The sequence below is a fragment of the Nocardia sp. NPDC006982 genome, assembly GCF_042869435.1.
Taxonomy (GTDB): Bacteria; Actinomycetota; Actinomycetes; order Mycobacteriales; family Mycobacteriaceae; genus Nocardia.
Map to the genome: position 1 here is coordinate 214,579 of NZ_JBIAFV010000005.1, position 25,840 is coordinate 240,418.

26 protein-coding genes and 2 pseudogenes are annotated in these 25,840 nt (G+C 65.5%); 9 read left to right on the top strand and 19 right to left on the bottom strand.

What is annotated here, in order from left to right:
* Positions 1–7: 7 nt before the first annotated feature.
* The gene (locus ACFYOW_RS21635; RefSeq protein WP_387290502.1) at positions 8–904 is read right to left on the bottom strand and encodes a metal-dependent hydrolase; all 897 of its coding nucleotides are present in this window, start codon (positions 902–904) and stop codon (positions 8–10) included.
* A gap of 241 nt (positions 905–1,145) precedes the next feature.
* On the opposite strand from ACFYOW_RS21635, the gene ACFYOW_RS21640 reads away from it, so the two are divergent.
* Positions 1,146–2,543: a wax ester/triacylglycerol synthase family O-acyltransferase gene (locus ACFYOW_RS21640; protein ID WP_387290505.1), complete on the top strand. Its 1,398-nt coding sequence runs from the start codon at positions 1,146–1,148 to the stop codon at positions 2,541–2,543.
* Between the two features lie 53 nt (positions 2,544–2,596).
* On the opposite strand, the gene ACFYOW_RS21645 is transcribed toward ACFYOW_RS21640, so the two are convergent.
* Positions 2,597–3,505, bottom strand: a complete 909-nt coding sequence (locus tag ACFYOW_RS21645) for an alpha/beta fold hydrolase (RefSeq protein ID WP_387290506.1) — start codon at positions 3,503–3,505, stop codon at positions 2,597–2,599.
* Between the two features lie 64 nt (positions 3,506–3,569).
* A complete protein-coding gene (locus ACFYOW_RS21650) occupies positions 3,570–4,028 on the bottom strand; it encodes a MaoC family dehydratase (protein WP_387290508.1) in 459 nt (152 codons plus the stop codon).
* A gap of 108 nt (positions 4,029–4,136) precedes the next feature.
* On the opposite strand from ACFYOW_RS21650, the gene ACFYOW_RS21655 reads away from it, so the two are divergent.
* Positions 4,137–4,880 (top strand): glucose 1-dehydrogenase, encoded by a 744-nt coding sequence (locus ACFYOW_RS21655; protein WP_387290510.1) that lies wholly within the window; start codon positions 4,137–4,139, stop codon positions 4,878–4,880.
* Positions 4,881–5,148: 268 nt separating this feature from the next.
* On the opposite strand, the gene ACFYOW_RS21660 is transcribed toward ACFYOW_RS21655, so the two are convergent.
* A complete protein-coding gene (locus ACFYOW_RS21660) occupies positions 5,149–5,496 on the bottom strand; it encodes a hypothetical protein (protein ID WP_387291444.1) in 348 nt (115 codons plus the stop codon).
* Here ACFYOW_RS21660 and ACFYOW_RS21665 point away from each other — a divergent pair.
* The 4 genes and pseudogenes from ACFYOW_RS21665 to ACFYOW_RS21680 form a co-directional block, all read left to right on the top strand.
* Positions 5,470–5,687: pseudogene (locus ACFYOW_RS21665) on the top strand (DUF397 domain-containing protein). The gene ACFYOW_RS21660 and the pseudogene ACFYOW_RS21665 overlap by 27 nt on opposite strands.
* 504 nt (positions 5,688–6,191) lie before the next feature.
* Positions 6,192–6,437, top strand: a complete 246-nt coding sequence (locus ACFYOW_RS21670; protein ID WP_387290512.1) for a hypothetical protein — start codon at positions 6,192–6,194, stop codon at positions 6,435–6,437.
* A 302-nt stretch (positions 6,438–6,739) separates the two neighbouring features.
* On the top strand, positions 6,740–7,594 hold the full coding sequence (locus ACFYOW_RS21675) for an SDR family oxidoreductase (protein WP_387290514.1): 855 nt from the start codon (positions 6,740–6,742) through the stop codon (positions 7,592–7,594).
* Between the two features lie 96 nt (positions 7,595–7,690).
* Positions 7,691–8,017, top strand: a pseudogene (locus ACFYOW_RS21680) (anthrone oxygenase family protein); the annotation flags it as partial.
* A 26-nt stretch (positions 8,018–8,043) separates the two neighbouring features.
* On the opposite strand, the gene ACFYOW_RS21685 reads toward ACFYOW_RS21680, so the two are convergent.
* From ACFYOW_RS21685 to ACFYOW_RS21705, 5 genes are all read right to left on the bottom strand, one after another.
* Positions 8,044–8,724: a TetR/AcrR family transcriptional regulator gene (locus tag ACFYOW_RS21685; protein WP_387290516.1), complete on the bottom strand. Its 681-nt coding sequence runs from the start codon at positions 8,722–8,724 to the stop codon at positions 8,044–8,046.
* Positions 8,721–10,985, bottom strand: coding sequence for an MMPL family transporter (locus tag ACFYOW_RS21690; RefSeq protein WP_387290518.1), 2,265 nt, complete (start codon positions 10,983–10,985; stop codon positions 8,721–8,723). The genes ACFYOW_RS21685 and ACFYOW_RS21690 overlap by 4 nt, the downstream gene beginning before the upstream one ends.
* Positions 10,986–11,103: 118 nt before the next feature.
* Positions 11,104–11,901 carry an N-acetylmuramoyl-L-alanine amidase gene (locus ACFYOW_RS21695; RefSeq protein WP_387290521.1) on the bottom strand — a complete coding sequence of 266 codons (798 nt, stop codon included), beginning with the start codon at positions 11,899–11,901 and terminating at the stop codon, positions 11,104–11,106.
* 38 nt (positions 11,902–11,939) lie between these two features.
* On the bottom strand, positions 11,940–12,743 hold the full coding sequence (locus ACFYOW_RS21700) for a hypothetical protein (protein WP_387290523.1): 804 nt from the start codon (positions 12,741–12,743) through the stop codon (positions 11,940–11,942).
* Positions 12,744–12,848: 105 nt separating this feature from the next.
* Complete coding sequence (locus tag ACFYOW_RS21705; protein WP_387290526.1) at positions 12,849–13,478, bottom strand: LysE/ArgO family amino acid transporter; 630 nt, start codon at positions 13,476–13,478, stop codon at positions 12,849–12,851.
* 65 nt (positions 13,479–13,543) lie between these two features.
* Here ACFYOW_RS21705 and ACFYOW_RS21710 point away from each other — a divergent pair, with 65 nt between their 5' ends.
* Positions 13,544–14,437, top strand: a complete 894-nt coding sequence (locus ACFYOW_RS21710) for a LysR family transcriptional regulator ArgP (RefSeq protein ID WP_387290528.1) — start codon at positions 13,544–13,546, stop codon at positions 14,435–14,437.
* Here ACFYOW_RS21710 and ACFYOW_RS21715 read toward each other — a convergent pair.
* The 6 genes from ACFYOW_RS21715 to ACFYOW_RS21740 all read right to left on the bottom strand — a co-directional run bounded on the left by ACFYOW_RS21715 (position 14,417) and on the right by ACFYOW_RS21740 (position 19,967).
* Positions 14,417–15,646, bottom strand: a complete 1,230-nt coding sequence (locus tag ACFYOW_RS21715; RefSeq protein WP_387290530.1) for a cytochrome P450 — start codon at positions 15,644–15,646, stop codon at positions 14,417–14,419. The genes ACFYOW_RS21710 and ACFYOW_RS21715 overlap by 21 nt on opposite strands.
* Positions 15,647–15,756: 110 nt before the next feature.
* The gene (locus ACFYOW_RS21720) at positions 15,757–15,915 is read right to left on the bottom strand and encodes a hypothetical protein (RefSeq protein ID WP_387290532.1); all 159 of its coding nucleotides are present in this window, start codon (positions 15,913–15,915) and stop codon (positions 15,757–15,759) included.
* Positions 15,912–17,348: an amidase gene (locus ACFYOW_RS21725; RefSeq protein ID WP_387290534.1), complete on the bottom strand. Its 1,437-nt coding sequence runs from the start codon at positions 17,346–17,348 to the stop codon at positions 15,912–15,914. Before ACFYOW_RS21725 ends, ACFYOW_RS21720 begins: the two co-directional genes overlap by 4 nt.
* Positions 17,349–17,427: 79 nt before the next feature.
* Positions 17,428–17,856 carry a MerR family transcriptional regulator gene (locus ACFYOW_RS21730; RefSeq protein ID WP_387290536.1) on the bottom strand — a complete coding sequence of 143 codons (429 nt, stop codon included), beginning with the start codon at positions 17,854–17,856 and terminating at the stop codon, positions 17,428–17,430.
* Between the two features lie 22 nt (positions 17,857–17,878).
* On the bottom strand, positions 17,879–18,886 hold the full coding sequence (locus ACFYOW_RS21735; protein ID WP_387291405.1) for an NADP-dependent oxidoreductase: 1,008 nt from the start codon (positions 18,884–18,886) through the stop codon (positions 17,879–17,881).
* 109 nt (positions 18,887–18,995) lie between these two features.
* On the bottom strand, positions 18,996–19,967 hold the full coding sequence (locus ACFYOW_RS21740; RefSeq protein ID WP_387290539.1) for a DMT family transporter: 972 nt from the start codon (positions 19,965–19,967) through the stop codon (positions 18,996–18,998).
* 38 nt (positions 19,968–20,005) lie between these two features.
* Here ACFYOW_RS21740 and ACFYOW_RS21745 point away from each other — a divergent pair, with 38 nt between their 5' ends.
* Positions 20,006–20,536 (top strand): CGNR zinc finger domain-containing protein, encoded by a 531-nt coding sequence (locus tag ACFYOW_RS21745; protein WP_387290541.1) that lies wholly within the window; start codon positions 20,006–20,008, stop codon positions 20,534–20,536.
* Between the two features lie 211 nt (positions 20,537–20,747).
* The gene (locus tag ACFYOW_RS21750) at positions 20,748–20,843 is read left to right on the top strand and encodes a DUF2510 domain-containing protein (RefSeq protein ID WP_387290543.1); all 96 of its coding nucleotides are present in this window, start codon (positions 20,748–20,750) and stop codon (positions 20,841–20,843) included.
* 6 nt (positions 20,844–20,849) lie between these two features.
* Here ACFYOW_RS21750 and ACFYOW_RS21755 read toward each other — a convergent pair whose 3' ends face one another.
* The 4 genes from ACFYOW_RS21755 to ACFYOW_RS21770 all read right to left on the bottom strand — a co-directional run bounded on the left by ACFYOW_RS21755 (position 20,850) and on the right by ACFYOW_RS21770 (position 25,749).
* Positions 20,850–22,712, bottom strand: coding sequence for an amino acid transporter (locus ACFYOW_RS21755; RefSeq protein ID WP_387291407.1), 1,863 nt, complete (start codon positions 22,710–22,712; stop codon positions 20,850–20,852).
* Positions 22,713–22,896: 184 nt separating this feature from the next.
* The gene (dgoD, locus tag ACFYOW_RS21760) at positions 22,897–24,042 is read right to left on the bottom strand and encodes a galactonate dehydratase (RefSeq protein WP_387290545.1); all 1,146 of its coding nucleotides are present in this window, start codon (positions 24,040–24,042) and stop codon (positions 22,897–22,899) included.
* The gene (locus tag ACFYOW_RS21765; protein ID WP_387290547.1) at positions 24,039–24,794 is read right to left on the bottom strand and encodes an SDR family NAD(P)-dependent oxidoreductase; all 756 of its coding nucleotides are present in this window, start codon (positions 24,792–24,794) and stop codon (positions 24,039–24,041) included. Before ACFYOW_RS21765 ends, dgoD begins: the two co-directional genes overlap by 4 nt.
* 10 nt (positions 24,795–24,804) lie before the next feature.
* On the bottom strand, positions 24,805–25,749 hold the full coding sequence (locus ACFYOW_RS21770) for a sugar kinase (protein WP_387290549.1): 945 nt from the start codon (positions 25,747–25,749) through the stop codon (positions 24,805–24,807).
* Positions 25,750–25,840 lie beyond the last annotated feature (91 nt).

Consider the following 25,840-nt stretch of genomic DNA (forward strand, 5'->3'; position numbering starts at 1 on the left):
CGCCAGTTCAAGACGCAACCGCCTGCGCCGCAGGCGATTTGGCCAGATATGCCACCGCCTGCGCGGTCGAACCGACGGATTCCGGGTTGTAGCCGGGCTTGAATGTCGTCAGCGCGCTCCACAGCAGCGAGGGCACACCGGGCAGCGCACCGCGCCACATCGAACCGAAGACGCGCGTGATCAGGCGCGGATAACCGAGGTCCGGCAGCGCGGGATCCTGGTGCACCATGAATTTCGTGCCGCGAACCACCAGCGTGATGAAGATCGGGAAGACGATCATCATGATCGCCGCTCGCCGCACGTAGCCTGCGCCGAAGTAGACGGCCACATCGTGGGCGACGTGCCGGTGTTCGACCTCCTCGGCTCCGTGCCAGCGGAACAGGTCGGCCACTCGCGGGTCGGCGCCGAACTTCTCCAGATCGGCATTGAGCACCCAATCGCCGAGGTAGGCGAAGAAATGCTCCAGGCAGGCGATGAATGCCAGTCGCTCCACCATGACCTGCCGCTGGGCGACACCATCGACGCTCTTGGGCCCGAGCGACTTCCGGAACAGGTATTCCGCCTGCCGCACATACGGTTCCGGATCGATGCCGTTCGCGGCGAGCACCTCGTGCAGCACCTTGTCATGTGTCTCCGCGTGTATGGATTCCTGGCCGATGAAGCCGAGCATGGCCTCGCGCAGTTTCTCGTCTTTGACGTAGGGCAGCGCGTCGGAGTACGCGGCGCAGAACATCCGCTCGCCCTCGGGCAGCAACAGGTTCAAGGCATTGATCAGATGCGAGGCGATGGGTTCCGCGGGCATCCAGTGCAATGGGGTGTCCACCCAGTCGAACCGCACATTGCGCGCGTTGAGGGCAACCTCACCGGGATCGACGTCCTGCCGCACCCTACGAAGTAGCTTCATCGATACTCCTCGATCTCACCCGCCGCGCCACGGCTCGAAAAGAGCCACGACCCGCGACGTTGCGTACCTTCCTTCATGGCCGTAGCAATGATCATACACATATGTGAAACCCTCGGTTACATACATGCCTGGGCAGCGCAGATGCGGCACGGAAAGCCTGCTTGACAATAGAAAGTTCCACTGTGACCGAGATCCCCGCGATCCGGCAGTAAACTAGAACACGTTCTAGTAGTCTTTGGCTATGGAGCGACTCACCGGATTGGATGCCAGCTTCCTGTACCTCGAGACCGGGACCCAGCACCTGCACGTCTGTGCACTGCTGATCCTCGATCCCGCCGCAGGGGGCGCGCACTACACCTTCGAAAAATTCAAAGCAGAACTCGGCCGCAGACTGCCGCTGATCCCGCAGATGCGGCGGCGAATCCACGAGGTGCCATTCAATCTCGATCATCCGGTCTGGGTGGAAGACCCGGATTTCGATCTGGACCACCACATCCGACGCATCGAAACGCCGCGCCCCCTGGAACGCCGGGAACTCGCGGACTTGGTCGGCGAGATCGCCAGTGTGCCGATGGACCGCAGCCGTCCGCTGTGGGAGATGAGCGTGGTGGAGCACCTGACCGACGGAAAACTGGCGGTGATCTGCAAGTACCACCACGCTGCCGTGGACGGCATTACCGGCGCCAACATGATGATGCATCTGTGCGATCTGGAGCCAGGTCTCAGCGAGCCCGAACCGGCCGAGGAGTGGCATGCCGAGCCGCAGCCCAGTGACTTGAAGCTGGCGGCCGAGGCGGTGCTGAACCTGCCCAACAAGCTCGGCCTGGTCGGCATGGTGCCGAAAACCCTTGGCATGGTTGCCGGTTTCGCGCAGCGACGCCGAAACAGTCAGGCGGGCATGGCCTTACCGTTGACCGCACCACGAACCCCGTTCAACGGCGCGATCAGCCCGGATCGTGTGGTGGCCTGTGCCGAGGCCGAGCTCGCCGCGATCAAGGAAATCAAGGCCGCCTTCGATGTGAAAATCAACGATGTCGTCCTGACCATCGTGGCGGGTGTGCTGCGCACCTATCTGGAGAAGCACGACGAGCTGCCCGACAAATCGCTGATCGCCTCGGTGCCGGTGTCGGTGCACGACGCTTCCCGGCACACCGCGGGCATCAACAAGGTCTCCTCGCTGTTCTCCCAGCTCGGCACCGATATCGCCGATCCGGTGGAGCGCCTGCGGCAGGTGGCCGAGGCCAACCGCGACGCCAAACAGGAACACGAATTCGTCGGCGCGGATTTCCTGATGGACTGGTCGAAGTACGCTCCGCCGAACACCTTTCAGTTGGCCGCGCGCGTCTACTCGTCGCTGAAGCTGGCCGAGTTGCATCCGGTGGTGCACAACCTCGTGGTGTCGAATGTGCCGGGCCCGCCGATGCCGTTGTATTTCCTCGGCCTTCGGGTCGAGGGCATGTATCCGTTCGGGCCGGTTTTCCATGGCGCGGGACTGACCGTCACCGCGCTGTCCAATAGCGGTGATCTGGACTTCGGATTCATCGCCTGCCGGGAACTGGTGCCCGATCTGCAGGCGATCGCCGATGCGGTCCCAGGCGTCGTCGATGAATTGCTGACCGCGGCACGCGATCTGGGCTGATGCCCACCGCTGCCCTGTTCGCCATCGCCGCCGGACAGGGCCGCATTCGAAATCTATTTCTGCCTTGCGGCAACGGCGGCGCAAGCCTCCAGCAAGACCGGCACGAAGCGGTCGGCCTCGAGCACGCAGGATGCGTGACCGGCCTTGACCAGATGAATGCTCGCACCGGGAATCATGGTCGCCATCTCCAATTGGCGATAGACCGGAATCGCACGGTCCCGCGTCGTGATCACGACGGCGGTCGGCATCTTCAGCTCGGAAAGCCAAGCGGTCGCATCGAATCGGCCGACCTCGGCGATGACCTGCGCCATGGCCCAACCACTGCTGCTGCGAAATTCGGTGAGCGCCCAGCGATTCAGCTTTCCCGGGGCCCAGGTGTGCTCCGGTAATTCGGGTAACCGGCCCACGTACTCCGCGGCACGGCGGTACGAGTAGGGGCCGATGGCTCCGGCCAATGCGCCGAAGGTCAGATGAAATGCGCGCTCGCGCAACTTCTCCTGGAACCGATACGGCGTCGCGCACAGCACCAGACCACTCACCCGATCCGAATGCCGGTGTGCGGCAAGCAATGCCACGACACCGCCGAGGGAGTATCCGGCCAGGATCGCCCGCTCGATGCCGAGCGCGTCCGCCACCGCGACGACGTCGTCGGCACAGTCCTGTACCGAGAACCGCTGCGAGCGGATACCGCGGCCGTGCCAGCGCTGATCGAAGACGATCACCCGGTAACGCTCGGCCAGCGCGTCGAGCGCCGGAAACCAGGTCAGGTAGCCCGTGCAGGCAGTGGCGTGCAGCAGGATCAGGGTCGGCGCGCCCGCAGGGCCCGGAATATCGACGACGTAGGTGCGCCCGCGCCCCGGCAGCTCGACGAGCCGACCGCCGGGCACCTCCGCGATATCGGGCACCCCCGAACGCCGGGAGAACCGCCGCATGGCCACCACCGCGGGATTCGGATTCGTCATCGTCGGCCTCCTCGCGCGGCAATATTAGAACGCGTTCTACATCGATGATGCCATAGGACCCGGTTCAGGCGAGGGCGCGGACGATGTATTCGGCGATGCAGGCGGGCTTATCGCCGCCTTCGCGTTCGATGGTCGCCTGGATGACGATCTGCAGGCCGCCGGGAACCTCGTCGACACTCACGATCCGGGCGCGGCCGCGGATGCGGGAACCGGCGGGCACGGGCGAGGGAAAGCGGACCTTGTTCAGGCCGTAGTTGAGGCGCGCCGAGGCGTCCTTGATGGCGATCAGGTCGGCCATCAGCGGCGGGAGCAGGGAGAGAGTGAGGTAGCCGTGTGCGATGGTGGTGCCGTACGGGCCGGTGGCGGCACGCTCGGTATCGATGTGGATCCACTGCCGGTCCTCGGTCGCCTCGGCGAAGGCGTCGATGCGGTCCTGGGGGACCTCGATCCAGCGGCTCACGCCGAGATCGGTACCCGCTGCGGTGCGCAGTGATTCCATGGTGAAGACGGTCGGTTCACTCATAGACCGCACAGTAGCGCCGAGTCCCACTGGTCGATACCGAGGCGAGATTCGACCGGCAATCATCTGTAACGTGTTTCAGCAAGTCGACGAGATCGAGAGGAGGCCGCGATGGGGCGGTTGACCGGCAAGGTGGCACTGATCAGCGGCGGCGCGCGGGGCATGGGCGCCGCGCACGCGCGGGCACTGGTGGCCGAGGACGCGCGGGTGGTGCTCGGCGACATCCTCGACGAGGAGGGCGCGGCCCTGGCCAAGGAAATCGGCGACAATGCCGCGTACGTCCACCTCGACGTGCGCGAGAAGCAGCAGTGGCAGGATGCGGTCGCCGAGGCCGTGCAGCGCTTCGGTGCGCTGAACGTCCTGGTGAACAATGCCGGGATCGTCAATGGCAACCTGCTCGTCGACTTCGAATTGTCCGAGTGGCAGAAGATCATCGATATCAATCTGACCGGCACCTTCCTCGGCATGCAGGCCGCGACCCCCGCGATGATCGAGGCGGGCGGCGGTTCGGTCATCAATATTTCCTCGGTCGAGGGCATGCGCGGCAGCCCCGGCCTGCACGGGTACACCGCAACCAAATTCGCGGTCCGCGGACTCACCAAGTCGACCGCACTCGAGTTGGCGCAGTACGGAATTCGGGTGAATTCGATCCATCCGGGGCTGATCCGCACACCGATGACCGACGGTATTCCGGAGGATTTCCTGCAGATCCCGCTGGGGCGCGGCGCTGACCCGTCCGAGGTGTCGGCGTTGGTGACCTATCTGGCCAGCGATGAAGCGTCCTATTCGACGGGCGCTGAATTCGTCATCGATGGCGGTCTGACCGTGGGAGTTCCGCACAAGACGTTTTCCTGATCGCCGCTGGGCGTGCGGGCCAGCACCCCCACCCGACCTGCTGATCGCCCTGAGATCACCGGACTTACGCGACTCGGCCGCAGTGCCAGGGTGGGCCGCACGTCCATGCCTTCGGCCATTCGACCGGACTTCGGCGGCGACTCGCGGCGGGCCGATGCCTGCCAGGCCGATCGACCGGCCACACACACGCCACCCCGACCATCGCGAACACGCCGCCCCCGATGACCGCGAGCACACTGCGCACCACTTGCCATGCGCCCATGGTCATTCACCGCCCGCGATCCTCGCCCGGACGGGTCGGTGGCAGTGCTAGATGCGCGAGCCCGTCGAGCACCTGCTGGAACGTCTGGAGTCCGGGCGTACCGATGGGCAGGCAGCGCTCGATGGTCTCGGCCGGGAAAGCGATGCCGCGCCGGTGGGCTCGCTCGCGCGGGCTCAACGCCTGCGGCGCGATCCGGCCGTGCCGTACGAAGTGTGTAGTAGGCCGCCCATTTCCACGCGCACCGCTCGATCCGGCACGCGCGGTGTGCCGCATCTGGTGGTGCGCCAACTCGACCTCGGCGAGGCCGCAGATGGTGGGCGGTCGTCGATATCGCCCAGTGGCACTCCACCGCATTGTCGGCGCGCCTTCAAGAGCAGCCACAGCAGCGGCCAGACCGAATGCGTCGAGGTGGCCTGGCTCGACGGAGGCAGCGTCGGCGTTCGTGACTCGAAGAACCCGACTGGCCCATCGCTGATCTTCGCCCGGGCGAATGGGATGCCTTCACAGCTGGCGTCACCGTCGGAGAGTTCAACCACCCCGCCTGAGCTGGACAAAACCGAACACCACAAAGCGGCCCCGCGCGACCATGACGTCGACGCGGGGCCGTTGCTATTGTCGCGGAAAGCCGCTCTGCACAACAGATTTGGTGGCATGAAAGTCGCGAATACCACCGAGCCGAGGGCACGCTTCAGCGCGGATTGCCGCGCCGCCTACCCCTTGGGCCCTCCCTCAGCCTCTGCGTGCGATCGCTCAGCCGCACTGGCCTCGACCTGTTCGTCTGTGGAGGATTCGAGAGTTCTTGCTGTTGGCCGAGGCCGGGTCGTCGTACGGTCGGCGAGCTCACGACCGCGCCAGCGCTCGCGACTCGTCTCTGGGCTCCTCCGCGGCGGTCGGCATGACCGAATCCCCATAAGCCCCAATAATGTTGACATCACACGCTGTTGACATCACGCGATGTCGATTATTAACCTTTTATGACATTCCCGCGTGTGCGCGCGTCGGCGGCTCCGCGTACACCGTCGGCATGTCTAGCCTTTCGAGGAGTACGCATGAGGTTCGGGCAGGCAGCACAATCGGTGGTGCTGAGCATTCTTCGTCCTGGCGGCCTGCTGTCGGCGGTTCAGATCCAGCGACAGGCACAGCTGACGGGGTGGAGCACCCGCAGTGCGCTGGCGCGGCTGCATGCACGCGGTCTGGTCGTCGCCATTTCGCACAGCGGGTGCTGGCAGATCAGCGAACGCGGACGCGCGACGACAACGGCGCGAGCTGCGTCGTGGCTGTCCTCCAGCCGCTGATCCTCACTGCCGCCGCTGCTCGCCGCGCAGCCGTACGCCGTTCGGCTCGCAGAGTTCGACTGAGTATCCGGTCCGCAGACCTGGAGTCCTGAGCGGTCGTGTAATTCCGTTCCAGCCGGTTCACCGCACGGTCGCAGCGCCGACCACACCATGCCCGCCTTCGGGCGCCGGTCCAACAGTTCGGACGCAGCTTCCGCTCGGGCTCGCAGCCGCGGCTCGATGTTACGGAAATCATATATCATGACACTCCAATCAATCTAATATGAGACTCATACGATATGGTTTTCAAAGATGGAGATGTCATGATCCTTGTCACCGGAGCCACCGGAACCGTCGGCCGCCCGCTAGTCGAACTGCTTGCCGCACAAGGGGTTCGAGTACGAGCCGTCACCCGAAACCCAGAAAGTGCCGCGCTGCCCGCCGGTGTCGAAGTGGTGGGCGGCGATCCGGCCTGGCCGGACACGCTTGCCGACGCCCTCGACGGTGCGTCCGCGGCATTCCTGCATCCACGCGCCGTGGGCGATGCGGCCTTCGAATTCGCGGAACTGGCTGGTAAGCGTGGTGTGCGGCGGCTTGTCGCCCTCTCGGCCATCAATATCGACGACCCACTCGACGCACAGCCGTCCCGTTTCCGCGGCGACCGGAACAGAGAGGCCGAGCAGGCGGTGGTGGACAGCGGTCTGGAGTGGGTGAGCCTGCGCGCCAGCAGCTTTGCCATGAACGTCGTGCAGAGCGGCTGGAATGCCCAGATCCGGGCGGGTGATGTGGTGCGCGGGCCCTATGCCGAATTCGCCGAGAGTCCGCTACACGAAGGGGATATCGCGGCGGTCGCGGCGCATGCCTTCCTGACCGACGATCTGCTGGGTCAACGAGTGGAATTGACCGGGCCCCAATCACTTACCCATGCGGATATGGTTCGGATCATCGGCGAGGTCATCAGTAGGCCCTTGCGCTATGAGGAAGTCCCCGCCGCCGTGGTGCGGCAAGGCATGGTGGCGCGCGGCTTTCCCGAGGATTTCGTCGACTCCCTGCTGACCCGCTACGCCGATGGCGTCGGCCAACCTGCACCGGTTACCAACGATGTCGAGAAGATCCTCGGCCGCACAAGAACTTTCGCCGAGTGGGCCGCTGATAACGCTGCCGCGTTCCGGAATTGAGTGCGGACCATGCGCATAATCGCCAATTTCGCCGCCCAGATATTCAGCGGCGTCTTCGCCGGATTCCTGATCGCCGTCCTCGTCCTCGAACTATCGATGCGCGACGCAACCGCAGCCGTCTATACCCAGGTCAGGCAGATCGAACTGGAATGGCTCGACGTACTCGCCACCGTCACCCTGCTACCTGCCCTGATCGCCACGGCTCTCATCATCGCGGCCCGCTTCCGCGACCGCGGCCCGACCCGCTGGCTCCCGACCATCGCGTTCGCCCTCCTCGCGAGCGTCCTGATCCTGACGGTCATCGTCAACCTGCCGATCAATGCCGACCAGCGCGACTGGATCGTCACCATGCCGCCCGGCGACTGGGCAACCATCCGTGATCGTTGGCAGCTCTCCCATGCGGTCCGCACAGTAGCCGCCACTCTCGCCTTCGCGGCGCTGTGCGCGGCTCAGGGCACCCGACGGTTCGCCACCGCCCACTCGGCGACGGCGTCGGGGGACATGTCTTCGCCGAGCACGTTATCGATGACAACCCGCCCGACGCAGATCGAGCGCAGTACGCGATCGGCGAACGCCTCCACATCGCCCCACGGCAGATAGGGTTTCGCGATCAGCAGCGAAGCAATGCCGTGCACACTCGACCACAGCTCCAAGACGACCGGCACCGGATCACCTGGCGTGATCAGGCCGAGGTTCATGCATTCGGTGACGGTCGCCGCGAGTTGGGCGAAGGCACTGCTGGTCAGCACCTGGTCGACCGCGCCTGCCGTCTCGCCGGGCGTCATGGCCAAGCGGTACTGCTCCGGATGCTCCCTGGCGAACCGGACATACGCCTGCCCCTGCTGACGCAGACGCTCCACAGGCGAATCGTTCGGATCGGATGCGGCCAGCATTTCCGCGTCCAGATCTTCGAAGACCTGGGCCACCACCGACTCGATCAGTTGATCCTTGTCCGCGAAATGGCGGTAGATCGACGGCGGGGTGACACCGACGATCTTGGCGATCTCGCGGATGGAAACCGCGTCGACGTGACCGGCATCGGCCAGCAGTTTCTTTGTGACGTCGAGGATTTCGGCGCGTAGCTCCGCACCGGAGCCACGTGCCGAACGCTGCCTACGGGTAAAATTCACATTCGTCCGGCTAGTTGGTGTTTATCGGATTCGGTTGTGCCAGGCACGGTTTCGCCCTCACTCAGGCCGATCTTGGCATGCAGCCGGGCGAGTGGCGCGGGGGCCCACCAGTTCACGGTGCCGAGCAGCCGCATGAGTGCGGGCGCGAGCAGGCCGCGGATCAGCGTTGCGTCCGCGAGCACTGTCAAAGTCAGCCCCAGGCCGGTCATCTGGATGAACGATACCTTCGAGGTGACCATGGCGGCCATCACGATGGCCATCAATAGTGCGGCCGCGGTGAAGATCCGGCCGGTGCGCGCGACACCCAGCGCCACCGCGCGAGTGTTGTCCGCGGCGGTGCGTCCCGAGGCCAGCCACTCCTCGCGAATGCGCGAGAGCAGGAATACCTCGTAGTCCATCGACATTCCGAAGGCGAGACAGAACATCAGGATCGGCATGGTCGGGACCAGATATCCGGTCGCGTCATTGCCGAAAACGCTGGACAAGTGTCCGTCCTGGAAGATCCAGACCATCGCGCCGAACGCGGCGGTCAGCGAAAGCGTATTGAGGGCAAGAGCTTTCAGCGGCAGCAGCACACTGCCGGTGAACAGGAACAGCACCACGAAGGAAGCGAGCACAATCAGGCCACCGGCCAGCGGGAGTCGCGCACCCAGTGCGTCGAGGGAGTCGCGGTTGATCGCGGCGCTGCCGCCGAACAGCGCCGGTCCCGGGCTCGGGACATCGCGAAGCCGGTCCAGTTGCGTCTTACCCGCGGAGATGAAGGGATCGACTGTCGTCTCGACGGTGAGGAATGCGCCGGTATCGTTCGTCATCTGCGGCGATCCCGGCGCCACCCTCATGCCGCCTGCGTACAGGCCAGGACCCGAGAGCACTCCGGACACGCCTTCCACCTTCGACAGCGCTGCGGCGTAATCGCCGATGGCGGCAGCATTTCCGTGGTAGTCGTCGAGCACCACGCTGACATTGGTCGCGGCATTGGATTGGAAGTCCGAGCGCAGTGCGTCGCCGACCGTGCGACTGCTGGTGGCGGCGCCCGCATTGAGTACTCGATCGTCCGGATAGCCGAATTTCACGCCGAGGAACGGGGATCCGATCGCCAGCATCAGCACGATGATCGCGATGGCGACCGGTGCGGCATGGCGCATCACCCACTGGACGGTGCGGTACCAGAAGGTCTGCTCGGGTGCGCGCTGGGCGTGCAGGTCCCGGCCAAGCAAGCGCCCCAACGGCTTTCGCAGATCCAACGCATTCACGCGGTGTCCGAGCACCATCAATACCGCGGGCAGGATAAGGATCGATGCGGCGGCGGCCGCGACGACCACCGCAACGCCGGCGTAGGCAAAGGATTTCAGGAAGTACAGATTGAAAACGCCCAGCGCGGCCACCGACAGCGCGACGGTCAGTGCGGAGTACAGCACCGTGCGTCCCGCGGTCTGCACCGCGCGCACCACCGCCGCCTCGACATCGAGTCCATTGCCGAGTTCCTCGCGGTAGCGGCTGACAATGAAGAGGCTGTAGTCGATCGCGAGGGCAAGACCGAGTGCCGTGGTCAAGTTCAGCGCATAGATCGACACATCGGTGAAGACCGTGAGGGTGCGCAGGATCGCCAGGGTGGTCAAGATCGCGAAGATGCCGACGGCCAGCGGCAGGAAGGCCGCGACCAGGCTGCCGAACACCAGAATCAACACGATGAACGACAGTGGGATGGCCACGCTCTCGGCGACCGCGAGATCGTGGGTGATCTGCTCGTTCGAGTCGTGGTAGATGGAGCTGAGGCCGCCCTGATCGACGCTGACGCCGTCATAGGTTCCGGTGACATCGTCGGCGATCGCACCGGCAGCCTTTTGGGCCACGGACTCCTCGCCGGTGATATAGCCGAGCACCAGCGCGCTCTTACCGTCCTTGCTGCGCAATGCGGACGACAGCGACTGCGGCGCGTTCCAATAGGACTGGATGCCGATCACATCGCCGCGCGAGCGCAGGGTGTCGACCACCTTCGTGCCCGCGGCCTTGGCAGCCGGGCTGTCCGCACCGGCATCATCGCGAACCAGCAGAATGAGGTTGGGTTCCGCGCCGCCGAAGTTATCGGCGATCAACTTGGCGACCTGCGACGATTCAGCATCGTCGGGGGTGAAACCACCGGTCTTCATCTGCGAGGTCACCGTGGCGCCGAATGCGCCGCAGAGTACGGCCAATAGTGCGGCGGCGAGCAGGATCGTCCGCGGATGCCTGGTGGCCAGATGTGCGATCCGTACGAGCATGAGCGATCTCCCCTAGTTCGACTGCCCCTGGGTAAACAGCGTTAGCGTAACGCCGTTAACTCAGTGTCGATAGGGGCGCACAGCTAACAGATAGTGATCCCGATCACGGTTTAGGCAACTACCCCAGGAAGGCGACGATCGCATTGGCGATGGCGCCCGCGTACCTCGCCCGACCGTCGGGCGATTCGATCAGCGCGGCGTCACCCGGATCGCGCATATTTCCACACTCGACCAATGCGACCGGACGTTCGGACAGGTTGAGACCCGCCAGATCCGCGCGCGGGTTCATGCCGTCGGAACCGACATAGGTCGACGGCACGAAGCCGGACCCGATCATGTTGTCGCGCAAGGTCGTTGCCAGTCGCTGCGACGGCTCGTTCTGCGCCGGGTTCAGTGGCGGCGACGAGTACGCGACATGGAAGCCGTGTGCGCCCGCGGCGGCGCCGTCGGCATGGATCGAGACGACAGCCGCTGCGCCACTGCGGTTTCCGATGGCGGCGCGCTCGTCGACGCACGGGCCTAGGCCCGCATCGTCGCCGCGGGTCAGCACGACACGAATTCCGCGGGCGGCCAAAGCATCCCGGACACGGATCGCGACATCCCAGTTGAATTCGTGTTCGGTATAGCCATCGGTGGCCGACGTGCCGGTGGTGTTGCACGCTTTGGTTTTTCCGCGACCGTCCGGCACCTGACGGTTGATCTCGCCGGGCTGTGCGGCATTGCCGCCATTGTGACCGGGATCGATCACAACTACGCGGTCATCGGCGATGAAGCGCGGCGGGGAGGTCGCCGGTTCGTCGCCGACCTGCGGCGTCGTGGTGCGCGCCGATGAACCCGATGCGTCGTGCGCGCATCCGCCGAGCAACATGCCCCACGCGCAGATCGCGGCGGTCGTCTTCCAGCTTCGCAATCGCATGACATCGACACTGCCACAGGCTTGCGGGCGGTTCATGGCTAGCGGAAGGCCAGTGCGCCGAGCGTATCCGCGTGCCGGTACTGCAGATACTTCTTGACCGTGTCCGCGGCAACGCCGGCGTTGGCGGTGGCCACCGTGACCACGACGAACTCCTTCTCGGTCCCATCGCGCCATTTGCCGGTGACGAAATTATCGATATAGGTGCCCGGACGCAGGTGCAGGTCCTCATCGGTGAACTTGCCGAGCGCGGCGGTGGCTTGGCCCTCGGTCGACATCGCCATGACGAATTGGGTGATCTTCAGCCCGCCGCCCTCGGCCCGGTACACCATTTCGGCGGCGTACTCGCAGCCCAGGCCGCTGAGCTTGCCGTTCACCTCGAAATCGCGGCAGTTGGCGTGGTCGCGGCCCTCGACCCAGTCGGCGTGCAACTCCACGCTGTCGAACTTGAAATTCCAGTCGCCGGCGAAGTCGCTGTAGGTGAGCTTGCCCGAGGACGGCTGGCCCGGGCGCGACGTTGTCGTGGTCGTTCGCGGGGTGCTCGTGCGCGCCGCGCTCGTCGCCGGGACGACGGTGGCGGTGGCATCCGACGCCTGCGGTTGGTCCTTGACTCGCGCGCTGATGACGACCAGCCCTACGCCGACCACGGCGAGCACCGCGACCAGCCCGAGCACCACCGCGACGACCACACCGGTCTTCGATTTCGGCGGCGGGCCCGGTGTCGGCGCGCTGGGATACCCCATCGGGTAGCCCGTCTGCGCCCAGCCCTGCTGAGCCGGATAGTCCGCCGGCTGCCCCCACGGCGCCGGATCCTGCCGCGGCTGCTCCCCGTATGGATAATTCACTGCCTGCCCACCTCTCCCGCCGGGGCGGCGACCCCCACCCTGCTTCGGCCGAACCAGTCAGGTACTGATCGCGAGCCGATCCCCCGGCGTTGCAGTTATGCCAGCTTAGCCGGTGAGCAATAGGCCCAGCGCAAGGCAGAACATCACGGCCGCGATCACCGAATCGAGCACGCGCCAGGCAATCGGACGGGCGAACAGCGGGCCGAGTTTGCGGGCGCCGTAGCCGAGCGAGGTGAACCAGATGATGCTGGCGACCATCGCGCCCGCGCCGAGGAACCAGCGGTCCGGACTGGTGTAGGTATTGGCGAAGGAGCCGAGCAGCAGCACCGTGTCCAGGTAGACGTGCGGGTTGAGCCAGGTCAGGGCCAGGCAGGTGAGGACGGTCGCGCCGAGTGCGACGGTGGCGCCGGTGGACTCGGCGGTCAGGCTCGATGCCGCGAAGGCGCGGCGGGCGGCGAGAATGCCGTAGCCGAGTAGAAATGCGGCTCCGGCGTAGCGGATCACCGTCAGCAGCACGGGTGCGGATTCGACCACGACGCCCAACCCGCCGACTCCCGCGGCGATAAGCACGATGTCCGACACGGTGCAGACCGCGACCACCGCGAGCACATGCTGACCGCGCAGACCTTGTCGCAGGACGAAAGCGTTCTGCGCGCCGATCGCCACGATCAAGGAGAGTCCGAAGCCGAGTCCCGAGATGGCCGCCAGGGCCGCCGATGATGCCGTCACATGCATCGACGCTAGAGCCGCAGATCGCACCAGACCAGCTAAAGGTTCTGAAGTACCTTTACAATTTCTTAATGGACCTGCAGCTCGATCAGCTCCGCGCGCTCAATGCGGCGGTCACCGAGGGCACCTTCGATGCGGCCGCGCGCAGTCTGCGTGTCACGCCATCGGCGATCAGTCAACGCATCAAGGCGCTCGAGGATGCGGCCGGTCGCATATTGCTGCAGCGCACAAAACCGGTGCGGCCCACCGAATCCGGGCTCGCCGTGCTGCGGTTGGCGCGGCAGATCGAACTGCTCGCCGGCGACGCCGCACGCGAACTCGGCGATACCGATCGACCCGTGGATCGGCCGATCCGGGTGCCGATCGCGGTCAATGCCGATTCGCTGGAAACGTGGGTGATGCCCGCGCTGCGGCAGGTCCCACCCGGTGTGTGTTTCGAGATACATCGCGAGGACGAGGAGCATACGACTCGACTACTGCGCGACGGGACGGTGATGGCCGCGATCACCGCCACCGCCGCGGCGGTGCAGGGATGCCGGGTGGAGCGGCTCGGCGCCATGCGCTATCGGCCCATGGCGAATCCGCGATTCGCGCGGACCTGGTTCGCGGATGGGCCGACTGCCGAGGCGTATTCCGTTGCGCCGGTTGTGCTTTTCGATCGCAAAGATGATCTGCAGGATCGACATCTGCGGCGGCGGTGTGGGCAGCCGGTGGATCCGCCGCGGCATTATGTGCCGTCGGCGGCGGGTTATGCGGAGGCGGTTCGGATCGGGCTGGGGTGGGGGATGTTGCCGGATCTGCAGACTCGGGGAAGTCGGGCCTTCGTGCCCATCGATGGGGATTCGTATATCGATGTGCCACTTTATTGGCAGCAGTGGAAGGTCGATTCGCCTGCGCTCAGTGGGGTTGCCGGTGCTATCGCGGCTGCTGCGGCCGAGGCGCTGTCAGATGCTCCACGGCGGTGACTTCGGGAATGTCACTGGCAGGGCGGTCAGTGCGCGGTGGAATGGGCCCGGTCGCCAGGTGAGGTCGGCCGCTGGGGTGGCGAGTCCGAGTTCCGGTATCGCGTCGAGTAACTGGTCGATCGCGTCCTGAGCTATCAAGTACGCCATGGAGTTTGCGGTGCAGGCGTGCGGGCCCGCGCTCCATGCCAGATGGGAGCGGTTGCCGGTGTGCTCGCCGACGATTTCGGGGTCGTTATTGCAGGCCGCCATGCTGATGAGGACGGGTTGGTTTGGGGGCAGCCACATTTCGTCGATCAGGATGGGCTGCCGCGGATAGGTGATGCAGTAGTTCGCCAGCGGTGGGTCGGTGAAGAGCACTCGGTCCAGCGCGTCGCGGGTGGACAGGCTGCCGCCCAGCATATTGTCGGCGACGCGCTCGTCGGTGAGCATCAGCAGCAAGGTGTTGGCGATCAGATTCTGGGCCGGTTCGATGCCCGCCCCGTAGAGGAGCATGACATGTTCGAGCACCTCGAGATCGTCCAGACCGACAGGGTGTTGTAGTAGTCGGGTCGTGATGTCGTCGCCGGGTTCGGCCTTCTTGAGTGCGATCAGTTCCGTCAATGCCTCGTGTACGAGCTCATTTCCCTTGGCAGCGTTGACCGTATCCAACATCGCCGCCAGGCCGAGTGCGGTGCGGCCGCCGATTTCGGGCGGACAACCGAGGACGGCATTGATCGCGGTGAAGGCGAGTGGGAGTGCGTACTGGCTGATCAAATCGGCCGATCCGGTCGTGCAGAACGCGTTGATCAGCGGGATGGCGATCTCGGCGACCGTGGTGTGCAGTGCGTGCAGGTCGACCGCCTCGATGGCCGCGTTCACGGCCTCCCGATAGCGCGCGTGCACTGCGCCGTTGCTGTGCAAAACGCTTGGGCGCCAATCCATCATCGGTAGGACCGGACAGTCCGGTGCGACGTTCTTCTGCCAGGTGCGCGGATCGCGCGGAAAGTGCTCGGGATCGTGCAGAATTCGCACCGCGGCGCGATAGCCGATCACCAGGGTCGCGGGGGTGTCGGGAGCCAGATCCACCGGCACCAGCGAACCATACTTGCGGCGCATGTCCCGATATGCGCGATGTGGGTCGGCCGCGAACTCCGGGGTGTAGAGCGGAGCGCGTTCACCCTCGGTATCGAAGGGCGAGCCGTGCGGGACGGGAGACTGCTGGGTGGTCACGAATCCAACTCCAAACGGTGGAACAATCGACGCGCATGCCGCCTACGTCGAAAACCGCCGAGGTAGAGCCGAATTCGCCGCCCCACCCCTGCGGCGTACTCGATGCCGAATCAGTTCGGCTGTTTTCCCCGGTACGGCACGTAGCCGCCACTGGGATCGATATATCGGGCCTCGTCGACCGATTGCAGCAGACCTGCCATCCCCTGCAGGAGTTGCTCCAACATGGCAATGGCCGCGTTCTCCTCCGCAGAGGCGGGCCAAGAACTCATGGCAATACCTTTCGGCTCAGCGTGGGTGTCAGGCGGTGGTGATCGGTGCGGCGCTGAAAGGCGTCACCCGCGCGCAGCACGGTTGCCTCGTCGAAATGCTTGCCGCTGATCGACATCGACAGGGGGACACCGTCGGCGGTGAGCCCGATCGGCACCGCGATGGTGGGGTTGCCGAGCGCATTCCAGTACGGCGTATGCAATCCGGCCAGCACGCTCACCGGATTCAGCTGCTCCATGGCGTCGATACGTGGAGCGCCGAGGTGGCCGGTCGGGGTCGCCACCAGGTCGACCTCGGTGAGCAGTTCTGCCATCTTGCGCTGCGCGACGTGCCGAACCCTTTGGGCCTGAACGTAATCCGCACCGGCCACGGTGGTGCCCGCGGCGAAGACGACGCGACTGCCGCGGGCGTAATCGTGGTATCGGGAGCGCAGGGTCGGTCGGTGGTATGCGGCCGACTCAGCGGCCAAGACGATCAAGGTGGTGGCCGTTGCCTCGACGTACATCGGCACCTCGACCGGGACTATGGCCGCGCCCGCGGCGCGCAGGGCATCGATAGCGGCCGAGAATCGTGGTGGCTGTTGCGGATCGTGTCCGTCGCCGACAAAGCGGTCGAGATTGTCCACGCCGATGGTGATTCCGTGCAGGTCACCGGTGAGCGCGGCCGTGTAATCGGCGACGCGTTCGGTTGAACTGTAGGGATCTTCGGGATCGTGACCGGCCAACACCTCGAGCAGCAAGGCGCAGTCGGCGGCCGTGCGAGCCAGTGGACCGGCATGGTCGAGGGTGTAGGCCAGTGGCACCACACCGGATTTCGGCACCCGGCCGAATGTCGGCTTGAAACCGGTGATGCCGCAGAAGGCTGCCGGAATGCGCAGGCTGCCGCTTGTATCGGTGCCGACCGCACCCAGAAAAGCCCCGGTCAAAAGCCCACTGGCCGAACCCGAGCTGGACCCGCCCGCCCACTGCTGCGCGTCCCACGGATTCCGCGGTATCGGAAAAGGCTTCTCCGGATCCGGGACACCGATGGCGAATTCCATCGTGGTGGTCTTTCCCACCACGATGCCACCGGCCTGCTCGAGCCGCCGCACGACCGCGGCATCCCCTGCCGACTTCGCCCATGCCGGATCGAGCACCGAACTCTGCGCCGTGGTCGGCCCGGCCGAGTGCGCGAAAATATCTTTGACGCCCAGCGGAATCCCGTCCAGTGGCGCGAGCGCCTCCCCCTCCGCGATCTTGCGATCCACCTCGGCGGCCTGCGCCCGCGCCCGCTCTTCGAACCGAGCCAAGAACACTCCGAACGCCTCGTCGTGCGCATCCGCGGCAGCAAGTGCCCCGTCCACTAGCTCGGCCGCACTGACTTCCCCACGCCTCAGCCCCGCCCGCGCGTTCGCGATCGTGGCGAATACTGTTGCTGTCGAATCAGTTTCAGTCATCCCATCCCCATCCGTAGCACCCCGATCCTGCCACGCCGATCCCGCTGGCGGGCGAATTCGGAACACTTCCCCTTCACAGTCACAATCGATCCGGGTCCGCGCTATTCCTGGTCGGGATTTCGTCGCGCTGGGCGGTTGGGGCGTCGGCTGCGAGCCAGGGCATGCGGTCGAGCAGCCGGTCCCGCAGTTCCGTCAACCGAGTGATGCGCTCGTTCAACTCGGCAACTCGCGGCGGTCCGACGGCCGCGTACCCAGTGGCGCAGCGCGGTTCGAAGGGAAATACGGCGGGCAGGTCGTGGTCCAGGTAGGGCAGGAAGGCCCGGACATCGTCGACGGTGAAACCGATGTCGAGCAATTCGCGGATGTTGTTGACCTGTTTGATCGAGTTTTCGTCGTAGGTGCGGTACCCCGAGGTGGTGCGCTCGCAGGTGAGCAGACCCTGCTCTTCATAGAAGCGCAGGGCGCGGGTGGTCGTTCCGGTGCAAGCCGCGAGTTCACCGATCAGCATCTCGTTCCTTTCGTCGCTACGGTCAACGCGCGAGGCGTACGACCACCTTCCCGGTGTAGTGGCCGCGGACCAGATCGAGCAACGCACGCGGCGCGTTCTCCAGCCCGTCGACGACGGTCTCGGTTTGCACGAGTTGCCCGTCTGCAATCCAGCGACGCAACCGTTGCCCGAATTCCGCCGCCAGATCCAGATGGTCGAGCATGGTGAAGCCACGCAGCGTGATCCGCTTACCGATCACCGGCAGCAGATCTCCGGGGCCTTCGTCGGGCAGACCGCCGGACCGCTGCCGAGTGAGAGCGCCGCACAGCGCAATGCGTCCGCCCACATTCATCACCTCGATCGCCGCCCGCAACTGAGCACCACCCACATTGTCGAAATACACGTCGATTCCGTCCGGCGCGGCCGCTCGCAACTGCTCGGCCAGGGGTGCATCGTGGTAATCGAACGCAGCGTCGAAGCCGAGCTCGTCGATGACATGGCGCACCTTTTCCGCCGAGCCCGCGCTACCGACGACCCGGCCCGCGCCGAGCAGCCGTGCGATCTGGCCTGCCATGCCACCGGTGGCGCCCGCCGCGCTGGAAACGAAGACGGTATCGCTGGCACGCAGACCCGCCACGGCCGTCAGGCCCGCGTAGGCGACCAGCCCGAATCCGAGATAGCTGGACGGCGAGGGGTACGCGCCCGGATCCACGATCCGGATCGCGCTCGCCTCGGCCATCGCGTACTCCCGCCAACCGAGCCGATGCAGCACCAGCGCGCCCTCCGGGACATTCGGATCCGCGGAGGCGACGACCTCGCCGATCGCATCGCCGAACATCGTGGCGCCAACAGCGAACGGCGGCATGGGAATTCCTGGATAGGCGCCGATCTGCATGAGCATCCCGGGATCGATCGACATGTACAGATTCCGCACCAGCACCTGCCCCGGCACCGGATCGGGCACCTGCTGCTCGACCAGTCGGAAGTCGGACAGTTCGGGAAATCCGTCCGGTCGTGCGGAAAGTTGGACAGCCCGTGCGGTTCGCGCCATAACAGTCATGGGAGCGACGCTAAGGATTGACGTATACGTGAAGGTCAAGCCCGGGGTTGACTCGCCGGTTGCGGCAGATGTGGTTACAGCTCGAGCCTGTGCGGCCACATCACCGTTCCGGGGAAAGCTGTCGGCTCGAGGCGGCGGCCTGCGGGGTGGTTTCGCCGCGGCGGACGGTGATTACTCCGGTGAGGATCAGGGCGCCGCCGAGGAGTTGGAGGGGGCGGGGGGATTCACCGAGGAGGACCCAGGCGAAGGCCAGGGCAGCGAGGACTTCGAAGAGGGCTACGAAGGAGGCGAGGCGGGAGCCGAGGAGGCGGGTGGCGGCGATGCCGGAGACGTAGGCGAGGGCGGCGGTGATCGTGCCGAGCGCGAGGACGGGTAGCCACCAGGAGACGGTGAGGTGTTGGAAGACAACGGGATCGGTGGTGGCATGGAGGGGGACGATGCCGATCGCGCCTGCCGCGAGGAGAGCGAGTCCGCCGAGGAGGAGGCCTCCGGCGGCAAGTACGGTGCCGGGCAGAGTGCCGTCGCCGTGGGCGGAGAGCAGGAAGTAGGCGGCGGCGCCGATCATGGCGGCGAGGGCCCAGGCGATGCCGATACCACTGGCGGCCAGGCCGGAGCGCAGGTCGATGACCAGGACCAGGCCGGTCATTCCAAGTAATGCGCCGAGAACCGTTGCCGCGCTGGGTCGTTGACTCTGACGCAGCCACAGCCAACCCACCACGGCGACCGGCGCGGTGTACTCGATGAGCAGTGCCACGCCGACTTGCATATGGGCGACGGCGTTGAAGTAGGCGAGTTGGGTACCGGCCACGGCGAGCAGTCCGTACGCGGTGATCAAAGAGGCGTTGCGGCGCAACAGATCCCAGTTACCGCGCAACTGCACCACCGCGATCGGCACCAGCACAGCGGCAGCGAGCAGCACCCGGACTGCCACCACGGATGCGGAGCTCCAGCCCGCATTCATCAAGCCGCGAGCCAGTGATCCCGATAGCCCGAACGAGGACGCGGACACCACCGCGCAGAGCAGTCCGGTCCGCAGCCGCTGCGCAGTGTCGTCATGAGTCATCGTAACCATGACTCATGACGCTAAGGTCGGTCGGGTAATATGTCAACATGGTCTTTGCTCATGACACTGAGGCGGCGCTGGTTGCCGCGGTGGAGCTGGTGAATTCGGCGGAGGAGCCGGATACGTTGACCGAGATCGGCCAGCTCGACGAGTTTTTCGTCAAGCACGTCTACACCGGCGTGCACTCCGGCGACGCCGCCGAGCTCGCGGCGGTGCGCGCCTTGCGTAGGCCGCTACGCCGCATGCTGACCAGCGATCGCGACACGACGGTGCGGCTGATCAACGAGACGCTGGCGAAGCATCGAGCCGTGCCGCAATTGGTCCGGCACGGCGATGTCGACTACCACATCCACGCGGTGCCCGCACAGGCTCCGCTACCCGTTCGCATCGCCGTCGAGACCGCTATGGCAATGATCGATCTGGTCCGCTCCGACGAGCTGAGTCGGCTGTCCCTCTGCGCCGACGAGGACTGCGCGGGTCTGGTTCTCGACCTGTCCCGCAATAGATCGCGCCGCTACTGCAGCACGGCCTGCGGAAATCGCAACGCTGTCGCCGCCTACCGCGCCAGGAAGAAGTGAATCCCGGTCAGTGGAAGCGCTCTTTTGGCGCGAGAGTCTCGTACTACCTTGCTGGCACCGTGTCCAGATAGCTTCTGCCGTATCGCTGCCCGGGGTTCCGATCAGCGTGTGGCACATCTTGATTCTGCTGGTTTTACTTGCAGTGGTCGTGTTGCCGATCGTGTTGATCGTGAGGTCGAGTTCGGGAAGTGGGCGCCAGGCGCCTGGGGCGATGGCTCCGGGTTGGTATCCGGACCATGCGAATCCGGGGCTGGTGCGGTGGTTCGACGGGTATCAGTGGACGAATTACACGCAGCCGCGGCAATGATGGGCACTAGCTGTCGACGTGGACGTGGGGGCGGTCGGCGGGGTTCGGGACGGCGCGGCGGATGATTTCGCGGGTTACGGGGGCGACCTCGCCCTCGCCGACGAAGAGGAACTTCAGGAGGTTGACCAGCGGGTTGCCTTCTGTCCATTCGAAATACACGTGCGGTTCCAGGCCGGTGCGGTCGCGGATGGCGAGCAGGATGGCGGCGATGGAGTTGGGGATGGCGGTGGCTTCGACGCTGAGGATGCGGTAGCCCTCTAGGTCGAGTCCGGTGACGCGCAGGTCGGTGCTGAAGTCGGAGGCGTCGCGGACGATGACCTCGAGGAACAGGATCGGGGCGTCCGCGGGGATATGGCTCTCCAGGCGTTGGTCCGCTTCCTTCTCCCGGTACTCCTCGGGCCTGCGCTGGTCGATGTCGTGGGTGACGATGCGGATCATGCCCTCGGCCGCGGCCTGGTCGATCATGCGGGCGGCCGTTTCGTCGAAAGTCACCTCGATGGCTCGCAATTCGAAGGAGCGTCGGGCGCGCGAGACGAATGACATGACGATGATCGTCAAGATGAACAGCGATGCCAACTGCACGCCCTCGGGGCGTTCGAAGATATTGGTGATGGTCGTGTAGACGAAGACCGCTGATATCGCGCCGAAGCCGATTACCTTGTTGCGCTCGCCCTTCCGCGCGGCCGACAACGTTACCGCGACCGCAGCGGAGGTGATGAGCACCAGCACACCGGTCGCATACGCACCGCCCTGCGCGTCGACATCGGCGTTGAAGTACCAGGTGATACCGAACGCGATCACCGCGAACACGAGCACCAGTGGCCGCACGGCACGCGCCCACTCCGGCGCCATGCCGTACCGGGGTAGGTAGCGCGGCACCAGATTCAGCAGTCCTGCCATCGCCGACGCGCCCGCGAACCAGAGGATCGCGATGGTGCTCACGTCGTACACCGTGCCGAACATATCGCCGAGGTATTCGTGCGCCAACCAGGCCAGCGCGCGACCGTTCGCGGACCCGCCCGCTTCGAACTCGCGCTCCGGAATCAGCACGACGGTAATGAAACTGGTCACGATGAGGAAGCTGCTCATGATCAGGGCGGAGGTGGTCAACAGCTTGCGCGCCCCGGCGATGCGAGCGGTCGGGTTCTCCTCGGAATCGCCTGGCGCACCCTTGATCTGCGGCATCACGGCGACACCGGTCTCGAATCCGGACAAGCCGAGCGCCAGCTTCGGGAAAACCAGCAGCGAGACGCCGATCATCGCCGCGATATTGCCGTGCGCGGCGGTCAGCGCATGCGTCCAGTCGACGACCAGATCACCCGCGCTGAGCACGTGATACAAACCGACAACGGCGACAACCACATTCAGCGAGAGGTATGCACCGACCAACGCGACCGCGATCTTGATGGCCTCGGCGAACCCCTTCAGGAAGATCGCCGCGAGCAATGCCAGCAGGGCCAGTGTGATGAGCAGGTTGTGATCGTGCAGACCCGCAGGCACATAAGGGTTTTCCACGATATGTGCGGCACCGTCGGCGGCCGAAAGCGTCATGGTGATGACGAAATCGGTTGCCGCGAAACCGAGCAGCACCAGAATGAAGATCTTGCCGGTCCAGCGCGGTAGGTGTTCGGTGAACATGGCCAGCGAACCGCCGCCGTGCGGGCTCTCCCGCGCCACCCGCCGATACACCGGTAGCGCACCGAACAGCGTCAGCGCGACGAGCACCAGCGTGGCCAGCGGCGACAGCACACCGGCCGCGACCGCCGCGATACCCGGCTGATAGCCGAGGGTCGAGAAGTAGTCGACACCGGTCAGGCACATCACCTGCCACCAGGACCGCTCGTGTTCGGCATCACCCGGCTTGCGCATGGGGCCCGCATGCTGCGAGTAGCGCTCATCGGTCGCGCCCTGTAGCAGCCAGGCCGAGAAGGGTGAGCGCGTGCGCTCGTCGGTTATGGTCACGATATTCCTTGCAGGTTTGTCCGGTGCCGGATTGTCGCCGACCCGGGCAAATCTACGGGAAACGTCAGACGGACAACGAGGCCCTGTGGCATCACCACTCGGCGAAGGAACCGTCCTTGCGGTGCCAGATCGGGTTTCGCCAGCGGTGGCCCTGCTCGGCGGCGCGACTCACCGCAGCTTCGTCGATCTGGATGCCGAGGCCGGGGCCTTGGAGCAGGTCGACATAGCCGTCGCGGTAGGCGAAGACCGTCGGGTCGGCGAGGTAGTCGAGCAAGTCCGAGCCGGTGTTGTAGTGGATGCCGAGGCTTTGCTCCTGGATGAGCAGATTGGGGGTGGCGAAGCCGACCTGGAGGCTGGCGGCGAGGGCGATGGGACCGAGGGGACAGTGTGGGGCGAGGGCGATATCACGGGCCTCGGCGAGGGCGGCGATGCGGCGCACCTCGGAGATGCCACCGGAGTGGGAGAGATCGGGTTGGACGACGGCGACGCCCTGATCGAGCACCGCATTGAAATCCCAGCGCGAATAGAGGCGTTCACCGGTGGCGATGGGAATGCTTGTCGCGCGGGTGATCTCGCCGATCTGGCCGCTGCACTCCGGGACGAGCGGTTCCTCGACGAAGAACGGCAGATACGGTTCCAGTAGCGGCAGCACCCGCCGCGCCATCGGAATGGACAGGCGGCCATGGAAATCGACGGCGATATCGAAATCGTCGCCGGTTGCCTCGCGCACCGCCGCGACTCGATCGACAATGCCCCGGGTGGCGCGCGGCGTATCGATCAGCTCCAATTCGGCGGAGCCGTTCATCTTGATCGCGGTGAAGCCCTGTTCTTTTCGCTCTACCGCCGCCCGCGCGACATCGTCGGGACGATCGCCACCGATCCAGCTGTATACCCGGACACGATCACGCACCGCACCGCCGAGCAACTGCCAAACCGGTACGCCCAGCGCCTTTCCGGTGATATCCCACAGCGCCTGATCGATGCCCGCGACCGCACTCGACAGGATCGGCCCGCCCCGATAGAAGCCGCCCTTGGTGAGCACCTGCCAGTGCGCTTCGATGCTCATCGGGTCCTTGCCGACGAGGTAGTCGGCCAGTTCGTCGACCGCCGCGGCGACGGTGTGGGCACGGCCCTCGAGTACCGGTTCACCCCAGCCGGTGATGCCCTCGTCGGTCTCGATCTTCAGGAAGCACCAGCGCGGTGCGACCAGGTAGGTGGTGAGTGCGGTGATCTTCACCGGGACTCCTTTCGCACGCTCCAGCCGCCGTCGACGACCAGGTTGGCACCGGTGATGAAAGATGCGTCGTCGGAGGCGAGGAAGGCGACCGCGGCGGCGACCTCCTCGGGCGCGCCCATCCGGTCCAGGGCGGTGGCCTGGGCGGATAGCCGTCGACCTGCCTCGTCGACGTCGTCCCATACCGGGGTGAGGATCGGGCCGGGCAGGACGGCGTTGACCCGCACGTGGGAGCGCCCGTATTCGACCGCGAGTTGCCGGACCAATGCGGTCAACCCGCCCTTGGCGGCGGCATAGACCGGGTATCCGGGCAGCCCGAATTGAGCGTGCACGCTGGACACCGCGACCACATTGCCGCTGCGGCTGCGCAGATCGTCGATGAAGGTGTGCAGGCCGAGGAACAGCGGGGTCAGATTGACCGCGAGGCCGTCATCCCATTCCTGCCTCGTCAATTCGTGCGCCGGGATCGTGGCCTGCCGGGATGCGTTGCTGCACAGAAAGTCCAGTGGTCCATACCACTCGTTCACGCTGTTCCGCAGCTCGATCCAGGAGTCCTCGGATGACACATCGCACCGGACGAATTCGGCTCGATGACCGGCCGCACGGATCTTGGAGGCGACCTCACGCCCACCCGCCTCGGCGATATCGGCGATGACGACCGCGGCGCCATCGGCGGCGAGCCGATGTGCGGTGGCCGCGCCGATGCCGGATGCGCCCCCGGTGACGACCGCGACCCGGTCTGCCAGACGACTCATGCTGTTCCCTTCATCGGTTGATGTCGGCGCCGGTGAGCAGGCCGAGTTCGTGCCGGAACGGCAGACCAGCCCAGTCACCGGGTACGGACACGGCGAATGCGCCGCAGGCGGCGGCCAATTGCAGGCTGTGCCTGGCGGACCCGTTGTCGAGTACGCCGGCGAGATAGCCCGCGACGAATGCGTCGCCCGCACCAACCGGGTCGACACTGCGAATCTCCACTGCAGGCTGCGGGATCAGCTCGCCGTTGTGCAGTGCGAGCGCGCCTTCGGCTCCGAGCTTTATCACGACTTGCGAAGGACCCAGCGCAGCAAGGGATTCCGCCATCCCCGCGGGGTTCGCGGCTGGTACCAGGATGGCCGCTTCGTCGGTACCGGCGAAGACGATATCGGCGCGCGACACCAGCTTCGAAAGTTCCACGGCCGCATCTGATTCCGACCACAATGCGCGGCGGTAATTGATGTCGAGAGACACGATCGCCCCGGCATCGACGGCGGCGTCGAGTGCCGTGTGGACTGCGTCCCGGGCGGAGGGGCTCAGTGCCGGGGTGATGCCGGTGAGATGCAGCACCCGTGCGGCGGCGATCCGGTCGGTGTCGATATCGGCGGGCGACAGTCCAGAGCCCGCGAAACCCTTGCGGTAGTAGGTGACTCGCATGTGGGCGGCGGTTCGTCGCTCGCGCAGGATCAGACCGCTCGGCAGTTCTGGATCGATTCGGCACCGCGAGATGTCGACCTGTTCGGCGCGCAGTCGGTCGAGCACCATCGTGCCGACGGCATCGGCACCGACGCTGCCCACCCATGCGCTCTCGTGACCCAGCCTGCGGACGCCGATGGCGACCGTCGCTTCCGCGCCCGCGAAATCCATCCGCATTGCCGCACCGGGAGCCAATGGACCGGGGTCAGTGGCGGCTACGACACCGAGTGCTTCGCCCAGAGTTATCAATCCGCCTGTCATGGCCGCGGCCTTCGCGTGCTCACGGCCGCATGCGGATTCCGCGAATCAGCGCTGATAGCGGCGTATTTCACACGAATCGCCTCCCGCCCGT

Bases quoted from the DNA above. Each gene is read 5' to 3' on its own strand.
- ACFYOW_RS21640 (WP_387290505.1), top strand. From the start codon at position 1,146: ATGGAGCGACTCACCGGATTGGATGCCAGCTTCCTGTACCTCGAGACC.
- ACFYOW_RS21660 (WP_387291444.1), bottom strand. From the start codon at position 5,496: ATGCGGTGGAGTGCCACTGGGCGATATCGACGACCGCCCACCATCTGC.
- ACFYOW_RS21740 (WP_387290539.1), bottom strand. From the start codon at position 19,967: ATGGTTACGATGACTCATGACGACACTGCGCAGCGGCTGCGGACCGGA.
- ACFYOW_RS21725 (WP_387290534.1), bottom strand. From the start codon at position 17,348: ATGACTGAAACTGATTCGACAGCAACAGTATTCGCCACGATCGCGAAC.
- ACFYOW_RS21750 (WP_387290543.1), top strand. From the start codon at position 20,748: ATGGCTCCGGGTTGGTATCCGGACCATGCGAATCCGGGGCTGGTGCGG.
- ACFYOW_RS21675 (WP_387290514.1), top strand. From the start codon at position 6,740: ATGATCCTTGTCACCGGAGCCACCGGAACCGTCGGCCGCCCGCTAGTC.
- ACFYOW_RS21695 (WP_387290521.1), bottom strand. From the start codon at position 11,901: ATGCGATTGCGAAGCTGGAAGACGACCGCCGCGATCTGCGCGTGGGGC.
- ACFYOW_RS21645 (WP_387290506.1), bottom strand. From the start codon at position 3,505: ATGACGAATCCGAATCCCGCGGTGGTGGCCATGCGGCGGTTCTCCCGG.
- ACFYOW_RS21735 (WP_387291405.1), bottom strand. From the start codon at position 18,886: ATGGCGCGAACCGCACGGGCTGTCCAACTTTCCGCACGACCGGACGGA.
- ACFYOW_RS21765 (WP_387290547.1), bottom strand. From the start codon at position 24,794: ATGAGTCGTCTGGCAGACCGGGTCGCGGTCGTCACCGGGGGCGCATCC.
- ACFYOW_RS21730 (WP_387290536.1), bottom strand. From the start codon at position 17,856: ATGCTGATCGGTGAACTCGCGGCTTGCACCGGAACGACCACCCGCGCC.
- ACFYOW_RS21650 (WP_387290508.1), bottom strand. From the start codon at position 4,028: ATGAGTGAACCGACCGTCTTCACCATGGAATCACTGCGCACCGCAGCG.
- ACFYOW_RS21635 (WP_387290502.1), bottom strand. From the start codon at position 904: ATGAAGCTACTTCGTAGGGTGCGGCAGGACGTCGATCCCGGTGAGGTT.
- ACFYOW_RS21705 (WP_387290526.1), bottom strand. From the start codon at position 13,478: ATGCATGTGACGGCATCATCGGCGGCCCTGGCGGCCATCTCGGGACTC.
- ACFYOW_RS21655 (WP_387290510.1), top strand. From the start codon at position 4,137: ATGGGGCGGTTGACCGGCAAGGTGGCACTGATCAGCGGCGGCGCGCGG.
- ACFYOW_RS21755 (WP_387291407.1), bottom strand. From the start codon at position 22,712: ATGCGCAAGCCGGGTGATGCCGAACACGAGCGGTCCTGGTGGCAGGTG.
- ACFYOW_RS21670 (WP_387290512.1), top strand. From the start codon at position 6,192: ATGAGGTTCGGGCAGGCAGCACAATCGGTGGTGCTGAGCATTCTTCGT.
- ACFYOW_RS21745 (WP_387290541.1), top strand. From the start codon at position 20,006: ATGGTCTTTGCTCATGACACTGAGGCGGCGCTGGTTGCCGCGGTGGAG.
- ACFYOW_RS21690 (WP_387290518.1), bottom strand. From the start codon at position 10,985: ATGCTCGTACGGATCGCACATCTGGCCACCAGGCATCCGCGGACGATC.
- ACFYOW_RS21720 (WP_387290532.1), bottom strand. From the start codon at position 15,915: ATGAGTTCTTGGCCCGCCTCTGCGGAGGAGAACGCGGCCATTGCCATG.
- ACFYOW_RS21770 (WP_387290549.1), bottom strand. From the start codon at position 25,749: ATGACAGGCGGATTGATAACTCTGGGCGAAGCACTCGGTGTCGTAGCC.
- ACFYOW_RS21710 (WP_387290528.1), top strand. From the start codon at position 13,544: ATGGACCTGCAGCTCGATCAGCTCCGCGCGCTCAATGCGGCGGTCACC.